This is a genomic window from Prosthecobacter sp. (genome assembly GCF_020439865.1).
Taxonomy (GTDB): domain Bacteria; phylum Verrucomicrobiota; class Verrucomicrobiia; order Verrucomicrobiales; family Verrucomicrobiaceae; genus Prosthecobacter.
Genome location: NZ_JAGRPF010000104.1, coordinates 1 through 15,831 on the forward strand (window position 1 = coordinate 1; position 15,831 = coordinate 15,831).

A 15,831-nucleotide genomic window follows, 5' to 3' on the forward strand; every position below is an offset into this window, starting at 1 on the left:
CAGCGAAGCAAGGCGTGAGGCGGAGAACATGCGGAGGACTGAAATCAGGAAAGGGGGCCGTGGGCGGCTTCATGCAGCGCGCGTGCCTGCTCCTGCCACTTTTCGCGCGCGGCGCGGTTTTTGAAGGCCAGGATCTCACTGAAAGCGCGCAGCTCGTTTTCATCCCACTGGGCGATCTGCCTCCAGGTGCGGATGCCGTGTGCGTGGAGCTGCTCGCGAATGACTTTTTTGATGCCCTTGATCTGCGTGAGATCATCGTCCGCCACACCGGCGAGCGCGGCGGCTTTTTCCTCGGAGCGTCGCAGCGCCTGCGTCTGATTTTGGAGACGTTCGATTTCGGTGGTGGTCGTGAGCAGGCGTTTTTCGCTGTCGGCAAGGCTTCGGCGTGCGAGGCCGAGTCCTGCGGGATCAGCGGGCTGCACTTCTTCCAGGTGGCTGACACGACGCCTCCAGTCGTCCCGCTCCTGGGTCAGCGCGGCGAGGACGGGCTTCTGCTCGGCAAGCCGGGTTTCGAGTGCGGCAACTTTGTCGCGAAGCGTGGCTGGCGGCGTCTCCTTGGGTTTGGCGGCGGTGCTCCGTTTGCGTTTGGGTTTTGCCGGAGCTTCGGGGACGACGGGCGTTGAAGACGGCGGCGCGCTTCGAAGTTCCGTGAGTTCGGATTGAACGGCGGCGAGAGCCTCCTTGGCCTGATCACGCTCGGCGCGGAGGAGATCCATGTCGCGCAGCAGGCGGGCGGCTTCCTCTTCGAGGGCCCGGGCAGCTTCGTGTGCCTTCGCGGTGTCGTAATCACGTCTGCGGATCTCGGACTGGGCGGACTTCAATTCCTCACGCAGGGCGGTCAGCTCGGTGTCCTGTGGTGGCGGGCTTTCCGTTTCAGGGGAGGGCTGGTTCGTTAGGGCTTCGTCAACGCGGGGTTCGACCTCCTTGATTTCCTGCCTCAGCTCACGGCCCCGCCATTGCCAGCCGAACCAGCCGAACACTGCGGCGGTCAGGCCGAGCAGCGGGGCGAGGTAGAGCAGCAGCCAGAGAGTGGATGACATCAGCGGGAGATGGGAGAAGGCGAAGGAGCGGTGAGATGCAGGCGAAGCTGTTCCATAGCTTCTGCGGACAGATCCTCAACGAGTCCGACTGGAAGACTGTTGGGAATTTGACCGGATTTTGCGAGACCGCCCGCCTCCACCAGTTCATGCGTGACGGGAATGACCTTCCATGTGTCACCGGGAACAGCGATGGCGAAGACTCCCGCGTCCGATGCGGCCGGCGGTGGTGGCAGACTTTGAAACGTGTGAGGAACGCGTGCGGCAGGCCGGCAGTCGCCGCGGACATGAAAGTCGTCACTGATGACGAGAATGCGAGGGCCGTAGGTTCGGCGTGCGGCGGCGACGAGCTGCGCACGCACAGACTCTTCAGCGACCTGGCCGGAGAGGATGGCCTTGGAATCAAACAAGGCCAGAGTGATGAAGGCGGGCACGGTTTCAGACGGGCGGGAGGGCGAATACGTCCCCTCTCCCTGCAGCCAGCCGGTGAGCGCCGTGCTGTCATCCAGCAGCATCGCGGTCTGGAGCCCGGAGCGCAGTTTCGTCTTCCACGATTGTTCCTTCGGGGCGGTCTGCCAGTCCACGGGCACCCAGGCGTCATCACTGAGACCGAGAAAAAAGGATCTGCCACCGGGCCCTTTTGTCTCAGGCAGCAATGCGGTGGTGATGGGACCGAAGTCGCCCATCGGACGGCGTTGGGCGCTGACGCGGATTTCATCGTGAATAAGCCGTGGGGCAAAGGCGGCGAACGCCTCATTCAAGACCACATTCTTGATTGCGGTGGTGCCAACTTCTCCACGCAGGACGATCTCTTGATCGCGTACCGCGAGAAAGAGATGGCCCGGTGGAAGTGCGGCGAGGCGTTCTTGTTCAGTCCGGGCGAGATGCTGCTGTTGAAATGTCTCACGCAGCCGGTGCAGCGCCGGAAGGACCATGCTCTTCCAATCTTCTTCGGAGACACCGACGGAGCGTGCCTCGGTGTGCAGTTCGGCGTCGGTCTGGTTCAGCGAAAGCTCCTTCCAAGGCTGGCCGATGCGCGCGAGAAAAGCCTGGGCGGTGTCTTTCGGAATGGGAACCGCACGCAGCGTGGTCGAGACGCTGGCGGCTTCATCGTGGTTTTTGCCATCGACTTCGGGCGTGCCCGCGGAGCTGCCTCCTTGCGCACTCCAGCTTTGCTGTACGCTGCGGGCGAGGTCTCGGGCCTCGTAATCCGTGGCGGCGGCGCCCAGCAGACGGGCACCTGGGCCTGTGGCGGCCAGCAGCAGCCAGCCGGGAGGGTAGGGGGAGACTTCGATGTCGTTGATCACTCGGCTGACCGGATTGAGCCGAAGACCTAGACCGCCGGTGAGCGGGGTGGGAGCGCGCACAAGATCGCGCACGGCGGCTTCGATGACGTGACGGTCTTCCGGTGTGCGCACCCTGCCCGTCAGATGCGCCTGCTGGCCGTTGAACACGAGGTGCAGCCGGTCGAGCCTCTTCTCCAGCGCCGGCTGTCTGGCGAGTACGCTCTGCGCGGCGGTTTCGAGATCACGTTGCAGATGCGGCAGCACGATCAGCGCGCCAATGAGCCAGAGTGCGAACAGGGTGACAGCAGAAATGATCCAGCGCGCGCGTGTCATGGCGGGTGATCACTCTTTCTCGTTGAGCACGCGCACTTCCTCGAAGCTTAGCCGCCGTACTTCGCCGCGCTGGCTGGCCTGCACGAAAGTTTCCGTGCCGACATCGAGCGCCGTGAGCCAGCCTTCGCCATAGGCCCAGGTGTCGATGCAGATACGACCGGGCAGAACGCGGGGCAGGCCGTTTTTTTGCGCCGTGTGTCCGCAGATCAGGATCTTCCCGGAGAAGTGGGGATGTGAGTCGTCAAACCGCCGCCAGAACAGCCAGTCGTCGCTCTGATCCGGCATCGGCAGCATGGCGTTCAGATTCGCGTGGGCAAAGATGTGGGTGGATGTCGCATGCCAGCGGCGCAGACGCTGGCTGAGAAAATCCCAGTGCTCCTGCGGGATGGCGTTCCAGTCGGGCTTGTCCACGCATCCGTAGGATTGCATCGTCTGTCGTCCGCCCACGCCGTACCAGGAATCGGAATCAACCAGCCTGTTGCGGGCGTCCAGCATGAGGATCTCATGGTTCCCAAGCAGGGGGATAAGCTGGGTCTTTTGTTCCAGTTCGAGCAGGCGGTCGATCACGCCACGGGTGTCCGGTCCACGGTCCACGTAGTCGCCCAGCGTCACCAGGTTGTCATCGCGGCCCGGCTGGAGCTCGCCGAGAATCAAGTCCAAGGCGGTCGAGCAACCGTGCATGTCACCGATGACCAGCGTGCGCCCACGGGATGTCTCACGCGTGGGCAGTCGAACCCTCGATGTGTTGATGTCGGCTGCGTCGTCGCTGACGAGAATGGGCATCCACCATTCTTGCGCGAGGAACGCCGGACGCAACCGCCGATCATCGTGATGGCACATTCCCTTTCACGATGCTAAATGCGCGAATGCCACGCCACCAGTCAACCCGCCCGCAACCTTCCGCTGCCAAGCCGGCCTCTCCGCCGATCTTCGAGGCCCGGGGCCTGCGCAAAGTGTACCACACGGGCGATCTGGACGTGGTGGCGCTTCAGGGCGTCGATCTCGACTTTCACCCCGGTGAACTGGTGGTTCTGCTCGGTGCTTCCGGCAGCGGCAAGTCCACGCTGCTGAACGTGCTCGGTGGTCTCGACATCCCGACGGCCGGAACGCTGCGCTACAAGGGCTGGGATCTATCCGGCGGCGGCGAGCGCACGCTCACCCAGTTCCGCCGCAACTGCGTCGGCTTCGTCTTCCAGTTCTACAATCTCATCCCCAGCCTCACCGCCCGTGAAAACGTGGCCCTCATCACCGACATCGCCCCGGATCCGATGAAGCCGGAAGATGCGCTGGACCGCGTCGGGCTCAGCCATCGCCTCGATCATTTCCCTTCTCAGCTCAGTGGTGGCGAGCAGCAGCGCGTGGCCATCGCCCGTGCGATCGCGAAAAAGCCCGAGGTGCTGCTTTGCGACGAACCCACCGGCGCGCTCGATGTCACCACCGGCATCACGGTGCTGGAGGCCATCGAACGCATCAATCGCGAGCTCGGGACTCTGACGGTCGTGATCACCCACAACGCCGCCATGGCCGCGATGGCCGACCGCGTGCTGCATCTCTCCGACGGTCACATCATCAAGGAAAGCCGCAACGAGACGCGGGTCGACGTGAAGACGCTGCAGTGGTGATTTACGCCCGCGCCGGTGTCACCATGCAGCTTCGCATGCCGCGCAGGATGCGGTGTGTGCATTGCTCGAAGTGCGTCATGATTTCCTCTGCGCTGGTGTCCGGAGGCAGTGCTGCATCTGCCACGACCGGTTTGTCGCTGAGTGCGTCGAGGAAGACCAGCACGTCGGTCAGATGATGAAACAACTGCGCCTCCTGATCGGCCTCGGACAACATGACGAAGGCCAGATTGATGAGCCAGCGGCCGTCCTTGAGCAGGATGAAGCGCTGCGGGCGGAAATCGACGCTGCCGGGAGCATGGCCCTCCTGCCGCACAAGATACGGACCATGCCCTTTCGGCCCCCAGCCGAGGTTCATCACCTCGCAGCGGGCCGGATCGTTGCTCAGCGCGGGCATCTTAGGTGAAGAGGATGTGCGTGCCTGCACCAGCGGACTCGTTGTAGAAATCGCCCACGGTCAGCACACCATCGACGCGGTCCATGAGGTCCTCTTTCTTCAGCTTGAACATGTCCATCGCCAGCTTGCAGGCGAAGATCTTGCCGCCGGAGTCGGAGATGAGTTCGAGGAACTCGCGCACGGGCGGGATGTCGAGCTTTTCCATCTCCTTGTTCATGAGGTGTGTCGCAAAGGCGGACACGCCCGGAATTGCGCCCATCACGGTCGGAAACGGAACGGTCATCGGCATGCCAAGCATGGGCATGGCCATGTTCAGCGCGGAGTTGCCGACGGTGGACACCTTCAAATGATCCAGCGTCTTGTTCGCCAGCGCGTTCAGGCCGAAGAAGGTGAAAAACAGCGAGGCTTCGATGCCTTCCATGCGCGCGCCGTTGGCCATGATCAGCGCCGGGTAAATTCCATCCAGCGAGCCGCGGCTCACAATGATGGACATCTTCTTCACAGGTTGTTTGTCGTCGGACATAGGTGTGCGTGGTTCTTGGTTCCTTGTTCTTTGTTGAATCAAATGCAGCCGACCGGTTTCGGAATGCCCGAGATCTTCGACGCCTTCTTTAGCGGACCGCCGGGAAAGAGATCGTAAAGTTCCTTCGTCGTCACGACGCCGCTCTTGCCCATGCTGCGGATGGTCAGCGCCGCGCCTTTGGCCTGCTGTTCGCGCAAGTAGCGCACGACCTTCATGTGGGCATCGGTCAAAGCAGCCAATCCTTCTTCCGTGGCGATGGCGGCGGCGATCTGTTCATTCCATTGCGACATGTCGGTGAGGTAGCCTTCCTCATTCACGTCGACTTCGGTTCCTGCGATGGTTTTCTTCATGGTTTGATGGGTTGGGTTGATGATTACGCTTCCACAGGCTTCTTCTTCTGTCGGCTGATGCCAGGCAGCGGCCAGCCGCGGAGGAGCACGTTCCAGTAGATGTGTCGGAAGGCGAGTTTGCCGAGGTGATTGAGCCGGCTTTCCTCCAGCAGCTTCATGGGGCCAAAAGCAAAGGGGAAATTGCCCTCGTGCGGTTCATACTCGTAGTTGAAGTCAATCAACAGCGCCTTGCCGTTGCCGGATTCGACAAAGCAGTTTGAATGGCCGTCGAACTCTTCCTTCAACGGTTCGCCCTGGATGTGGCGGATGACGTTGTCGGTGAGCGTTTCGCTTTCGAAATGCGCCACGGATCCCGCTTTCGACGCGGGAAGGTTGGTTGCGTCGCCGATGACAAACACGTCGGGATACTCGATCGACTGCAACGTGTGCTTGTGCGTCGGGATAAAGTCCAGATCGTCGCCGAGCGCGGAACGCCGCACCGCTTCATCGCCCATGTTCGTCGGGGTCGTGACGAGCAGATCATAGGGAACCTCGCGGCCATCGAAGCACACAAGCTTGTTGATCTCCTGATCGACTTTCTCCGCCACGAAGTCGGTGACGAGTTCGATGCCTTTGTCCGTGAGCAAATGGCCGAGCTTCTTCGCCGCCTTCGGCTTGGTGAATGCGCCTGACAGCGGCGTGACGTAGGTCAGCGTGACTTTGTCGCGAACACCGCGCTCGCGGAAGAACGTGTCCGCCAGGAAAGTGAACTCCAGCGGAGCCACCGGGCACTTGATTGGCATTTCGTTTATGTGGATCACCACTCGGCCGCCTTCGAAGGATTTCAGTTTGTCACGCAGCGCCCGTGCTCCGTCGAGCGTGTAGAAGTCATGCACGTTCACGCGCCATTTCGGTCCCAGCATGCCTTCGGTCTCCTCCGGAGCCGTGCGGCAGCCAGTGGCGACGATCAGCACGTCGTAGTGCAGTTCTCGTCCATCCTTCAGCGCCACAGCATGATCTTCGGGCTTGAGCAGATCCACCTCCGCCTGCAGAAACTCCACGTCGTGGGGAATGAAGTCCCGCGTCTGGCGGACGATGTCGCTCTCTTCATACTTGCCGAATGGCAGGAAGAGAAACCCTGGCTGATAGAGGTGCTTGTCCGAGCGGTCCACCACTGTCATGCGCCATTCATGCGCGGGCAAACGTCGGCGCAGATGGTTGGTCATCATGGTGCCGGCGGTGCCGCCACCGAGGATGAGGAGATGCTTGTTCATGGTTGTTAATACGTTGCCTTGCATCACTGCTATATGAGTGTATGCGTATATGCAATAATTAACTCTGTTCCAATCTTGTCATCCATGAGCCACTCCCTTCAATCAGACGAACGCGGCATCATCCAGTCCTGTCCCGCCTGCGGCACGGCCAATCGCATCGCCTACGCCAAAATTGCCCAGCAGGGCCGCTGCGGCACCTGCAAGGCCGACCTGACCCGCATCGCCGAGCCGGTCGAAATCGACAGCGTCGAGGCCTTCGCCGCGCTCGTGTCGCAAAGTCCGCTGCCTGTCGTCATCGACTTCTGGGCGTCGTGGTGCGGCCCCTGCCAGATCATGGCGCCCGAATTCGCCAAAGCCGCCGCTCAGACCGCTGGCGAAGCTGTCTTCGTCAAAGTGAACACGGATGAACAGCAGCAAATCGCCGGACAGTTCCGGGTGCAGGGCATTCCTGCCTTTGTCTTGATCAAGAACGGCAAACTCGCGGCGCAAACCAGCGGCTTTCAAGCTGCCGCACGATTGCTGGCGTGGGTGCGGCAGTCTTGATGATCGCAGGCTCATCTTGCGAAGCAGGATGGCTACTTGGCCTTCAAATAAGGGCGCAACGCCTCAAAGCGAAAATCGATCTCGGCGATCTCATCCGCCGTCAGCTTCAGTTCGGAGAAGACCGGCTTGTCCGGGATGCTGCGATTGGGGCCGTACTGGCGGGAGATCATGTTCTTGAAGACGCCGCGTTTCTTCCACAGATGGAGTTGAAAGCCGCGCAGGTCGCCGCCGGGGAGATGCTGGCCGAGATTGAAGAGCAGCATCAGCTTGGCGTGGATGTCGCGCACGGTGTCAGGGTCTTTGCCGCTTTGCATGAGGTCCCAGACCTTCGCGAGCACATCCGCATACACCGCACGCTCCGTGATGAGTCCCTCGGTGCCAAGATGGGACTCATAGAGCCAGCCATGCGCTCCACGAGCGCTGAACACACGGCGGATCACCGGTTTCGCGGCGCATAGTTCTTTGGTGCGGGCGATGATGGGCGCGGCTTCTTCTTTGATGTAGCCGAAATTTGAAAACTCCTTCGCCAGTTCGATCATGAGCTTCACCGAGGGCACCGGACCTTTGTAGGCCACGCCGCCGGTTGTTTGGAAGATGACGGGCCGTGTCGCCATCTTGCCCAATGCCCGCCAATATTGCCGCAGGTCGTCCTCCGTGCGCCCCGAGTCCGGTGGACGCGAGATGATCGCCGTGGGCGCGAGCTTTTCCGCATGCCGTGCATAGACGAGCATCTCCTCCGTGTCTCGCCCCTGCACCCCGAGGCAGAGCGCTGATGTTTTGAAACTCTTGGCCGTCTCCGCCAGCACCTCCATTCCTCGCATTTTCTCGTCCATCGTCAAAAGGTCCACACTGTCGCCCGACTGCGGCCAGATCATGCCCGGGCAACCGCCCCAGTCCACGAACCGCGCTTGATCTGCCAGCACCTCATAGTCCACGGCACCCGAGTCCGTGAACGGCGTCGAGAGAATCGGAAACGGACCGCGCACCCGAGGATCAGCATCGGCGGCATGAAGAGCACCGCGGGAAAAAAGGACCGTTGCGCCCGAAACGGCAGTTCCGAGGAGATGGCGTCGTGTGAGGTTGTTCGTCATGGCGTTGCTTTCTAAACGCGACAGGAACTCGACATCTCCAACAATGTGGTGAGCGCCAAAAACAAACCCCGCCCTGACTGATGCCAGAACGGGGTTCCGTGGGCTTTGGGATTTCAGATCACTGCGCACCGTGGACCTGCCCTCGAACTCACTTCCGCCGGAACTTCACAAAGTAGTTCTCCTTCAGCACATCCTTCACCTCGGCGATCTTTTCAAAGCCGGCGGCAGTGACCTCGGCTTCGAAGACTTCCTGTCCGGCCCGCACATGGCCCATGACGAAGTCGCTGCTCTCGCCGGGGATGCGTTTGAAGTCGATGAGCATCAGTTCGCCGCCGGGTTTGAGTGCCTTGTGTAGCGTAGCGAGCGTGGCCTGTGGATACTCGAAGTGGTGATACACATCGCAGATGAAGGCGAGATCGATGCTTGCTTCGGGCAGTTCCACACTCTTCTCGGTGCAGAGGATCGTCTCCACGTTCGCAGCATGGGCCTTGGAGGCGCGTGCCTTGATGTGCTCGAGGAAGTTCTTGGCGATATCGACGGCGAAGACCTTGCCCGTTTCGCCGACAGCCTGTGAGAACGACAGGGTGAAAAGTCCTGTGCCTGCTCCAATGTCCGCCATCGCCATGCCAGGCTTCGGTCCGACGGCTGCGGCGATCTTTTCCCGTTGATGGAAGATCTCGCGGCTCTCGGTCTCGAACTTCTGCGTCCACTCCTCCACCTTGAGCTTCGGATCGAGGAACTTGTCGTTGATGCCTGGTTTGACACTCGCCTCCTGGGCGATGGCGATTGTGGTGAGAAGGCAGAGGGAGATGAGGCTGCGTTTCATGGCTGGGAGGAGTTACTCAAACTTGATGTAGGCAAAGCCTTGGAGTTGTAGATCAATGAGGCGAGGGAAGGCGCCGACGACGAGTTTCACGCCAGCCATTAGTTCCGCCGGCTTCACGCCCTTCTGCTGCATGGTGTTTTCGCACAGTTCCACCTGCACACCCCGCTTGATGAGTTCGGCGAGGATCTCGCCATTCGGATTGGCGGCTTCTATACCCAGACGCTTCCGCGCTTCGTCATTCACCACGGCGGCGATGCCGGTGCCGTGGTAAACGAGATGCAGATGCACCTGATCAGCGGCGATGCCTTGCTTCTGATAGGTGTTGATGAGCTTGCGTGCGTAAAAGAGCCCCTTGTTCACGCCCTCATGCTGTGCGTCATCGGTGACTTGATACACGATGCGCAGATTTTCACGCACGAGGATTGGAATGACCTCCGGCTCGGCGGCTGCAGCGGTGAGGGTAAAGGTCAGCAGGCAGAGGATCAGTTTTTTCATGGTTGGGAATCCGGTTTCCACGACATGTAGCCGCGGTGGATGTGCTGGATGTTTTTGAAGCCGAGGTCTTTCAAGCGCGTGACGGCTTTGCGGCTGCGGAATCCACCGGCGCAATAGACGAGCACCGGCTTTTCTTTGTCGAGCTTGGCGACCTTGGTGTCGAAGGTGTCGTCGCCGATGGAGATGTTGACTGCCTTGGGCAGCGCACCGCCTTCGAACTCGCCTGCCGAGCGCACATCGAGCACTTGGGTCTCAGGATGCTCTCGCAGCCACGCGTTTGCCTGACCGGCGTTGAGGTTGGCGCACACGCAGCCGGGGGCGGCTTTGAAAAGCTGGCGGTCCCAGTCGCCTTCATACCAATACCAGCCGCCGACGATGACGGCGAGGATGAGAATCGTCCAGATCATGAGTCGGAAGAACATGAAGAGGTGGTCACGAGCCGCCGAGTTTCTTGACCTGGTTGGAGAGGCGCTTCAGCAGGTTGCTGCACACGTTGTCGCACAGGTCGGTGATGCTGGGGTCAGCGATGAAGCAGATGACCGTCAGTCCTTCCTTGCGGCGGCCGACCATGCCGGCTTCGACGAGCGACTGGACGTGGCGGGAGACGTTCGCCTGAGTGAGGCCTGTGGCTTCGACGATCTCGGTGATGTTCTTCTCACCTTCCTCCAGGGCGCGCAGGATTTTCAGGCGGCTGGGCTCGGCGAGCGTGCGGAACCATGAGGCGATCAAAGCGAGGGCCTCATCGGTGACCGGCGGCAGGGATTTCTTTCGTGCGGCGGGCATGATGTCAAAAAGGGTTTGCAGACAGCGACTATATGCGTATAGACTCATACAGTTGAATAAGAGAACACCATGAAAACCACTTCGTCCACCAAAACCTTGCTTCTGGCTGTTGTTGCCGTCGCCACGGCCTGTTCCACCTCCTGCGCGCAGCAGCGCGGCGGTCCGGGCATGCCCGCCGAGGCACGGGAGCAGATTCACGCCCTGTTCGACGGGCATGACAAGATTCATCGCGATTTGAAACTTACGGCGGACGGCTACACCGCCCTCACTGAGAGCGACGACCCGAAGATGGCGACGGCTTTGAAAAAGCATGTCGGCCAGATGCAGGAACGACTGGCTTCCGGCCTGAGTGTGCGCCGCTGGGATCCGGCCTTCGCCGAATACTGCGACCACTACAGTGAGATGGAGCATCAATTCACCACCACGGACAAGGGCGTGCGCATGACGGTCAAGGGACGCACAGCAAACGCCGCCAAAATCGCGCAGAATCATGCCAAGGTCGTTTCCGCCTTCGCCGCGCACGGCTGGAGTGAGCATGACAAAAAGCACGACACTGTGACCCGCTGATTTTTTCCTCCAACAATCGAAACCTGATAACATCACCACCATGAAACTCGAAAACGCCATCCGCGCCCTCGCGGGCACCTTCATCCTCATCAGCCTCGCTCTGGCACACTACGTCAGCCCGAACTGGCTTTGGTTCACCGCCTTTGTCGGCGCAAACCTCCTGCAGTCCGCCTTCACCGGCTTTTGTCCGGCGGAGATGATTCTCAAGAAACTCGGCGTCGGCGGCTCCTGCTGCTCGAAGAGTTGATCCACTGAACGCCGTTCTTTCCCCGCCATGAAACGCCTTCTCCCGATCCTATTCCTTGCTGCCTGTGGCAAACACGACCCGGCGCAACACACGGCTCCCGATCTTCCAAGCATCGCCGTGAAGGTGCAGGCTGCAAAGCTGGCACCGCACACCGCGTCTGAAGAGGTCGTGGGGACGGTGCGTTCGAAATTGCGCGCCATGGTGGAGGCCAAGGTCAGCGGGCGCGTGCTCGAATACACCGCCACGCCCGGCGCGATGGTGAAGGCGGGCGATCTGCTCGCGCGGCTCGATGTGCAGGAGATTCAGGCGAAGGTCGATCAGGCCAAGGCGATGCTCGACCAGGCCAATCGCGACTTTGACCGCCAGAAGCAGCTCATTGCCAGCAACGCGACGACACGTCAGGACTACGATGCGGCAGATGCCCGCGTCAAAGTGGCGACCGCCGCCGTGAGCGAGGCCGAGACGATGCTCGGCTACGCCAAGGTCACCGCGCCCTTCGATGGCGTGGTCACGCGCAAGCTCGCCGATGTGGGCGATCTCGCCATGCCGGGCAAACCTTTGCTCGAGATCGAAGCTCCAACCGCACTGCGCTTCGAAGCCGATCTGCCGGAGGCGATTCTCGATCGCGTCACGATGGGCGCGAAGATGCAGGTGAAAGTCGCCTCCGTTTCAGGACCGCTGGAAGCCGTCGTGAGCGAGATCGCACCTGTGGCCGATCCGGTGAGTCGCACGTTTCAGGTGAAGCTTGATCTGCCCAAAGCAGACGGCCTGCGCACCGGCCAGTTCGGTCGCGTCTCGGTGCCCGTGGCAGAGGTGAAGCTTCTGCTCGTTCCCAAAAGCGCCGTGATGAAGCGCGGGCAGATGGAGCTGGTGTTTGTGGCGAAGGATGGCAAAGCATCGCTGCGTCTGGTGAAAACCGGCAAATCGCTCGACGGCCAGGTGGAAATCCTTTCCGGCCTTGAAGAAGGCGAGCAGGTCGTGATCAGCGACGTGGCAAAAATCACCGATGGCCAACCCGTGACGATCCAGCCATGAGCGAGCCTTCATCCAGCCATCTCGGCATCGCCGGTCGCATCGCCGCGTCGTTCATTGACTCCAAGCTGACGCCGCTCGTTGTCATCGCATCCGTGCTTCTCGGTGCGGCGGCCATCGTGCTGCTGCCGCGCGAGGAAGAACCGCAGATCAAGGTTCCGATGGTCGATGTCATGGTCTCCATGCCCGGTTCATCGGCGAAGGAGATCGAAGAACGCGCCACGCGGCCGATGGAGAAGCTGCTGTGGGAGATTCCCGGCGTTGAATACATCTACAGCACGTCGAGCGACAGCCAGAGCCTGGTCATTGTACGTTACAAGGTCGGCGAAGATCCGGAGCGCAGCCTGTTCAAGCTCACTGAAAAACTGCGCTCAAACTTTGACCGCATCCCGATGGGGGTCACGATGCCGCTCATTAAGCCGAAGAGCATCGACGACGTGCCGATCCTCGCGCTCACCCTCCACAGCGGCCGTTACGATCACCTCACGCTGCGCCGGCTCGCCGCGCAGGTTGAGGAGTCCGTCAAACAGGTGCCGCTGGTGGCTGAGACGACTTTGCTCGGTGGATCGCGTCGCGCCGTGCGCGTAATGCTTGATCCCGTCAAACTGGCCAGCCGCAATCTGAGTCCCGCAGGCTTGGTGCCGATGCTACAACAGGCGAACCGCCAGTTCCGCGCGGGAGGACTCACCACCGGCAACAACGAGGTGCTCGTCGAGACTGGCGCCTTCCTCAAAACAGCCGAGGACGTCGGCAATGTCGTCATCGGCGTCTTCAGCGGGCGTCCGGTTTATCTGCGCGAGGTCGCGGAGGTGCTCGATGCAGGCGAGGAACCGACGCAATACGTCTTTCACGGTACGAAGACCAAGGAAGAGCCCGCCGTCACGCTCAGCATCGCCAAACGCCCCGGCGCCAATGCGATCAGCGTTGCCGACGAAGTGCTGCGCAAGGTGGACACGCTCAAAGGATCGATCATTCCTGCTGATGTGACCGTGAGCATCACGCGCCACTACGGCGAGACCGCGGCGGAGAAATCGAATGAGCTGTTGTTTCACATGGGCATCGCCGTGTTCAGCGTGGCGATCCTGATCTGGCTCACACTCGGCTGGCGTGAGTCGGGAATCGTCGCCGTGGCCATTCCGGCCACGCTGGCGCTCACGCTGCTCATTTTCTACCTCTACGGCTTTACGCTGAACCGCATCACTCTCTTCGCGCTCATCTTCAGCATCGGCATCCTCGTCGATGACGCCATCGTGGTCGTGGAGAACATCGTGCGTCACTTCCACTTGCCGCAGAACAAAGGCCGCAGTTGGAGCACGATCGCGGTTGAGGCCGTGGGCGAGGTCGGCAATCCGACTATCCTCGCCACCTTCGCCGTGATCGCCGCCGTGCTGCCGATGGCCTTCGTCGGCGGCCTGATGGGGCCTTACATGCGCCCGATTCCGATCGGTGCGAGCGCCGCGATGTTCTGGTCGCTGCTCATCGCGTTCATCGTCACGCCCTGGGCTTCGATTCGCATCCTGCGCTGGGGAAAGAAGTATTCCAAGCTCACGGAGGGCACTGCATCCGCCGCGGATCTCGCGCATCACAACGCCAGCGAGCATCCGGAGGATTTCTTCACGAAGCTCTACCGCCGCATGATGGGGCCGCTCATTCATCACACCGGCTGGCGCTGGATGTTCCTCATCGGCATCACCGTGTTGCTGCTCGCATCGATGGCGACCGTTGGCATCGGCTGGGTGAAGGTGAAGATGCTGCCGTTCGACAACAAGAGCGAGTTTCAGGTCATCTTGAACATGCCGGAGGGCACTTCATTGGAGCAGACCGCCGCCGTCGCTCGTGAGATGGCCGCGGCGATCCGCACGGAGCCAGAAGTCACGAATTATCAGGTCTATGCCGGCGTCGCTTCGCCCTACAACTTCAACGGCCTCGTGCGTCACTACTTCATGCGCCGCGGTGCGAACGTGGCCGACATCCAGGTGAATCTCGTCGGCAAACACGAACGCAAGGCGCAAAGCCACGACATCGCCAAACGCGTGCGGCCTGCGGTCGCCGCCGTCGCGGAACGTTACGGCGCACGCGTCGCCATTGCCGAAGTGCCACCCGGACCGCCCGTGCTGCAAACGCTCGTCGCGGAGATTTATGGTCCAGATGATGAGTCGCGGCTCAAGCTCGCGGAAAAGGTGAAGACCATCTTCAAATCCACGCCCGGCGTCGTGGACGTGGACTGGTATATCGAGGCCGATCAGCAGAAGGCGCGATTCATCATCGACAAGGAAAAAGCCGCGCTGCACGGCATCAGCGCCGCCACGATCTCCCAGACGCTCAAGATCGCCGTTGATGGAGAAACGGTCGATCTACTGCATCAGCCTGCCGAGAAGGAGGACGTGAACATCCGCCTCGAACTGCCACGCAGTGCGAAGACCACGCCCGAAGAACTGCTCGCGCTGCGCGTGCGTTCTGGTGATGCGAATGCACTGCCTGAACCCGGTGCCTCCGGATCGCCGCTCGTGCCATTGCGCGAACTCGTGAAAGTCGAGCACGTCACCGTCGAGAAGAGCCGCTATCACAAGAACCTCATGCCCGTGACTTACGTCATCGGCGATGTGGCAGGCGTCGTCGAAAGTCCCGTGTATGCCATCTTCCAGATGAACGAGGCGCTCAAGAAGCTCGATACACGCGAGTTCGGCGGCAGCGGCGCCGAATTGAAAATCCTCAATGCCGCGATGCCGTTCAGTGATGAACAGCCTTCGATGAAATGGGATGGCGAGTGGCATATCACCATCGAGGTCTTTCGCGACCTCGGCGCGGCCTTCGGCGCGTGTTTGATCCTCATCTACGTGCTCATGGTCGGCTGGTTCCGCAGCTTCCTTACGCCGGTGATCGTCATGGTGGCCATTCCATTCTCGCTCGTGGGCATTTTGCCCGCGCATGGCCTGCTCGACGCCTTCTTCACCGCCACCAGCATGATCGGCTTCATGGCCGGCGGCGGCATCGTCGTGCGAAACTCGATCATCCTCGTCGATTTCATCGAACTGCGAATCAAAGAAGGCATGCCGCTGAGCGAAGCCGTCATCGACGCCGGCGCCGTGCGCTTTCGTCCGATGCTGCTCACTGCCATGGCTGTCGTGGTGGGAGCCGCGGTGATCCTCGCCGATCCGATCTTCCAAGGCCTCGCCATCGCCCTCATGGCCGGAGAGATCGCCAGCCTGTTCATCAGCCGGATGGCCGTGCCGGTGTTGTACTACATGGCGAACAAACATTCCCATCCATGATTCGCCTCCTCATTCCCATCACTATCGGTGCCGCACTGGGTGCAGCCATGGGCTACTTTGGCCAGTGCAGCTCCGGCACCTGTCCGCTCACCTCGACTTGGTGGCGAGGAGCCATCTACGGCAGCGTGATGGGCCTCATGTTCGCGCTCAGTTCTCATCGCTAACCCCCATCACTCT

Annotated in this window: 19 protein-coding genes; 7 read left to right on the plus strand and 12 right to left on the minus strand. The window is 61.0% G+C overall.

Annotation, left to right across the window (positions count from 1 at the left end; translation table 11 throughout):
* Positions 1 to 44: 44 nt before the first annotated feature.
* The 3 genes from KDL09_RS11510 to KDL09_RS11520 are packed head-to-tail and all read right to left on the minus strand — an operon-like array spanning position 45 to position 3,439.
* Positions 45 to 1,040 carry a hypothetical protein gene (locus KDL09_RS11510; protein ID WP_294384890.1) on the minus strand — a complete coding sequence of 332 codons (996 nt, stop codon included), beginning with the start codon at positions 1,038 to 1,040 and terminating at the stop codon, positions 45 to 47.
* Positions 1,040 to 2,656 carry a BON domain-containing protein gene (locus tag KDL09_RS11515; RefSeq protein WP_294384893.1) on the minus strand — a complete coding sequence of 539 codons (1,617 nt, stop codon included), beginning with the start codon at positions 2,654 to 2,656 and terminating at the stop codon, positions 1,040 to 1,042. Before KDL09_RS11515 ends, KDL09_RS11510 begins: the two co-directional genes overlap by 1 nt.
* Before the next feature lie 9 nt (positions 2,657 to 2,665).
* Positions 2,666 to 3,439 carry a metallophosphoesterase family protein gene (locus KDL09_RS11520; protein ID WP_294384895.1) on the minus strand — a complete coding sequence of 258 codons (774 nt, stop codon included), beginning with the start codon at positions 3,437 to 3,439 and terminating at the stop codon, positions 2,666 to 2,668.
* An 83-nt stretch (positions 3,440 to 3,522) separates the two neighbouring features.
* On the opposite strand from KDL09_RS11520, the gene KDL09_RS11525 reads away from it, so the two are divergent.
* The gene (locus KDL09_RS11525) at positions 3,523 to 4,278 is read left to right on the plus strand and encodes an ABC transporter ATP-binding protein (protein WP_294384896.1); all 756 of its coding nucleotides are present in this window, start codon (positions 3,523 to 3,525) and stop codon (positions 4,276 to 4,278) included.
* A 1-nt stretch (position 4,279) separates the two neighbouring features.
* On the opposite strand, the gene KDL09_RS11530 is transcribed toward KDL09_RS11525, so the two are convergent.
* From KDL09_RS11530 to KDL09_RS11545, 4 genes are read right to left on the minus strand one after another with little or no spacing between them, the layout of a single operon-like run.
* Positions 4,280 to 4,672, minus strand: a complete 393-nt coding sequence (locus KDL09_RS11530; RefSeq protein ID WP_294384897.1) for a hypothetical protein — start codon at positions 4,670 to 4,672, stop codon at positions 4,280 to 4,282.
* Between the two features lies 1 nt (position 4,673).
* Entirely contained in the window at positions 4,674 to 5,195 is a 522-nt protein-coding gene (locus tag KDL09_RS11535) for a DsrE/DsrF/DrsH-like family protein (RefSeq protein ID WP_294384898.1), read from the minus strand.
* A gap of 38 nt (positions 5,196 to 5,233) precedes the next feature.
* Positions 5,234 to 5,545, minus strand: coding sequence for a TusE/DsrC/DsvC family sulfur relay protein (locus KDL09_RS11540; RefSeq protein WP_294384899.1), 312 nt, complete (start codon positions 5,543 to 5,545; stop codon positions 5,234 to 5,236).
* Between the two features lie 23 nt (positions 5,546 to 5,568).
* Positions 5,569 to 6,798, minus strand: coding sequence for an FAD/NAD(P)-binding oxidoreductase (locus tag KDL09_RS11545; RefSeq protein WP_294384900.1), 1,230 nt, complete (start codon positions 6,796 to 6,798; stop codon positions 5,569 to 5,571).
* An 84-nt stretch (positions 6,799 to 6,882) separates the two neighbouring features.
* Here KDL09_RS11545 and trxA point away from each other — a divergent pair, with 84 nt between their 5' ends.
* On the plus strand, positions 6,883 to 7,341 hold the full coding sequence (gene trxA / locus KDL09_RS11550) for a thioredoxin (protein WP_294384902.1): 459 nt from the start codon (positions 6,883 to 6,885) through the stop codon (positions 7,339 to 7,341).
* 32 nt (positions 7,342 to 7,373) lie between these two features.
* On the opposite strand, the gene KDL09_RS11555 is transcribed toward trxA, so the two are convergent.
* From KDL09_RS11555 to KDL09_RS11575, 5 genes are all read right to left on the minus strand, one after another.
* A complete protein-coding gene (locus KDL09_RS11555) occupies positions 7,374 to 8,432 on the minus strand; it encodes a hypothetical protein (RefSeq protein WP_294384904.1) in 1,059 nt (352 codons plus the stop codon).
* A 148-nt stretch (positions 8,433 to 8,580) separates the two neighbouring features.
* The gene (locus tag KDL09_RS11560) at positions 8,581 to 9,258 is read right to left on the minus strand and encodes a methyltransferase domain-containing protein (RefSeq protein WP_294384906.1); all 678 of its coding nucleotides are present in this window, start codon (positions 9,256 to 9,258) and stop codon (positions 8,581 to 8,583) included.
* 12 nt (positions 9,259 to 9,270) lie between these two features.
* A complete protein-coding gene (locus KDL09_RS11565; RefSeq protein ID WP_294384908.1) occupies positions 9,271 to 9,753 on the minus strand; it encodes a DsrE family protein in 483 nt (160 codons plus the stop codon).
* Positions 9,750 to 10,175, minus strand: coding sequence for a rhodanese-like domain-containing protein (locus tag KDL09_RS11570; protein ID WP_294384911.1), 426 nt, complete (start codon positions 10,173 to 10,175; stop codon positions 9,750 to 9,752). The genes KDL09_RS11565 and KDL09_RS11570 overlap by 4 nt, the downstream gene beginning before the upstream one ends.
* 10 nt (positions 10,176 to 10,185) lie before the next feature.
* Positions 10,186 to 10,536 carry a metalloregulator ArsR/SmtB family transcription factor gene (locus KDL09_RS11575; RefSeq protein WP_294384913.1) on the minus strand — a complete coding sequence of 117 codons (351 nt, stop codon included), beginning with the start codon at positions 10,534 to 10,536 and terminating at the stop codon, positions 10,186 to 10,188.
* A gap of 69 nt (positions 10,537 to 10,605) precedes the next feature.
* Between KDL09_RS11575 and KDL09_RS11580 the strand changes: the two genes are divergently transcribed.
* Genes KDL09_RS11580 through KDL09_RS11600 form a run of 5 tightly spaced genes read left to right on the plus strand, consistent with a single transcriptional unit; the run spans position 10,606 to position 15,818 of the window.
* On the plus strand, positions 10,606 to 11,103 hold the full coding sequence (locus KDL09_RS11580; RefSeq protein WP_294384915.1) for a hypothetical protein: 498 nt from the start codon (positions 10,606 to 10,608) through the stop codon (positions 11,101 to 11,103).
* Between the two features lie 40 nt (positions 11,104 to 11,143).
* Positions 11,144 to 11,350: a DUF2892 domain-containing protein gene (locus KDL09_RS11585; RefSeq protein WP_294384918.1), complete on the plus strand. Its 207-nt coding sequence runs from the start codon at positions 11,144 to 11,146 to the stop codon at positions 11,348 to 11,350.
* Positions 11,351 to 11,377: 27 nt separating this feature from the next.
* The gene (locus KDL09_RS11590; RefSeq protein ID WP_294384921.1) at positions 11,378 to 12,385 is read left to right on the plus strand and encodes an efflux RND transporter periplasmic adaptor subunit; all 1,008 of its coding nucleotides are present in this window, start codon (positions 11,378 to 11,380) and stop codon (positions 12,383 to 12,385) included.
* Positions 12,382 to 15,654: an efflux RND transporter permease subunit gene (locus KDL09_RS11595; protein WP_294384924.1), complete on the plus strand. Its 3,273-nt coding sequence runs from the start codon at positions 12,382 to 12,384 to the stop codon at positions 15,652 to 15,654. Before KDL09_RS11590 ends, KDL09_RS11595 begins: the two co-directional genes overlap by 4 nt.
* Positions 15,651 to 15,818, plus strand: coding sequence for a DUF6132 family protein (locus tag KDL09_RS11600; RefSeq protein ID WP_294384926.1), 168 nt, complete (start codon positions 15,651 to 15,653; stop codon positions 15,816 to 15,818). Before KDL09_RS11595 ends, KDL09_RS11600 begins: the two co-directional genes overlap by 4 nt.
* The last annotated feature ends 13 nt before the right edge of the window (positions 15,819 to 15,831 follow it).

Coding starts and splice junctions, on each gene's coding strand:
- KDL09_RS11600 (WP_294384926.1), top strand. CDS start 15,651: ATGATTCGCCTCCTCATTCCCATCACTATCGGTGCCGCACTGGGTGCA.
- KDL09_RS11585 (WP_294384918.1), top strand. CDS start 11,144: ATGAAACTCGAAAACGCCATCCGCGCCCTCGCGGGCACCTTCATCCTC.
- KDL09_RS11560 (WP_294384906.1), bottom strand. CDS start 9,258: ATGAAACGCAGCCTCATCTCCCTCTGCCTTCTCACCACAATCGCCATC.
- KDL09_RS11515 (WP_294384893.1), bottom strand. CDS start 2,656: ATGACACGCGCGCGCTGGATCATTTCTGCTGTCACCCTGTTCGCACTC.
- KDL09_RS11530 (WP_294384897.1), bottom strand. CDS start 4,672: ATGCCCGCGCTGAGCAACGATCCGGCCCGCTGCGAGGTGATGAACCTC.
- KDL09_RS11540 (WP_294384899.1), bottom strand. CDS start 5,545: ATGAAGAAAACCATCGCAGGAACCGAAGTCGACGTGAATGAGGAAGGC.
- KDL09_RS11575 (WP_294384913.1), bottom strand. CDS start 10,536: ATGCCCGCCGCACGAAAGAAATCCCTGCCGCCGGTCACCGATGAGGCC.
- KDL09_RS11570 (WP_294384911.1), bottom strand. CDS start 10,175: ATGTTCTTCCGACTCATGATCTGGACGATTCTCATCCTCGCCGTCATC.
- KDL09_RS11510 (WP_294384890.1), bottom strand. CDS start 1,040: ATGTCATCCACTCTCTGGCTGCTGCTCTACCTCGCCCCGCTGCTCGGC.
- KDL09_RS11545 (WP_294384900.1), bottom strand. CDS start 6,798: ATGAACAAGCATCTCCTCATCCTCGGTGGCGGCACCGCCGGCACCATG.
- KDL09_RS11520 (WP_294384895.1), bottom strand. CDS start 3,439: ATGCCCATTCTCGTCAGCGACGACGCAGCCGACATCAACACATCGAGG.
- KDL09_RS11555 (WP_294384904.1), bottom strand. CDS start 8,432: ATGACGAACAACCTCACACGACGCCATCTCCTCGGAACTGCCGTTTCG.
- KDL09_RS11595 (WP_294384924.1), top strand. CDS start 12,382: ATGAGCGAGCCTTCATCCAGCCATCTCGGCATCGCCGGTCGCATCGCC.
- trxA (WP_294384902.1), top strand. CDS start 6,883: ATGAGCCACTCCCTTCAATCAGACGAACGCGGCATCATCCAGTCCTGT.
- KDL09_RS11565 (WP_294384908.1), bottom strand. CDS start 9,753: ATGAAAAAACTGATCCTCTGCCTGCTGACCTTTACCCTCACCGCTGCA.
- KDL09_RS11590 (WP_294384921.1), top strand. CDS start 11,378: ATGAAACGCCTTCTCCCGATCCTATTCCTTGCTGCCTGTGGCAAACAC.
- KDL09_RS11580 (WP_294384915.1), top strand. CDS start 10,606: ATGAAAACCACTTCGTCCACCAAAACCTTGCTTCTGGCTGTTGTTGCC.
- KDL09_RS11535 (WP_294384898.1), bottom strand. CDS start 5,195: ATGTCCGACGACAAACAACCTGTGAAGAAGATGTCCATCATTGTGAGC.
- KDL09_RS11525 (WP_294384896.1), top strand. CDS start 3,523: ATGCCACGCCACCAGTCAACCCGCCCGCAACCTTCCGCTGCCAAGCCG.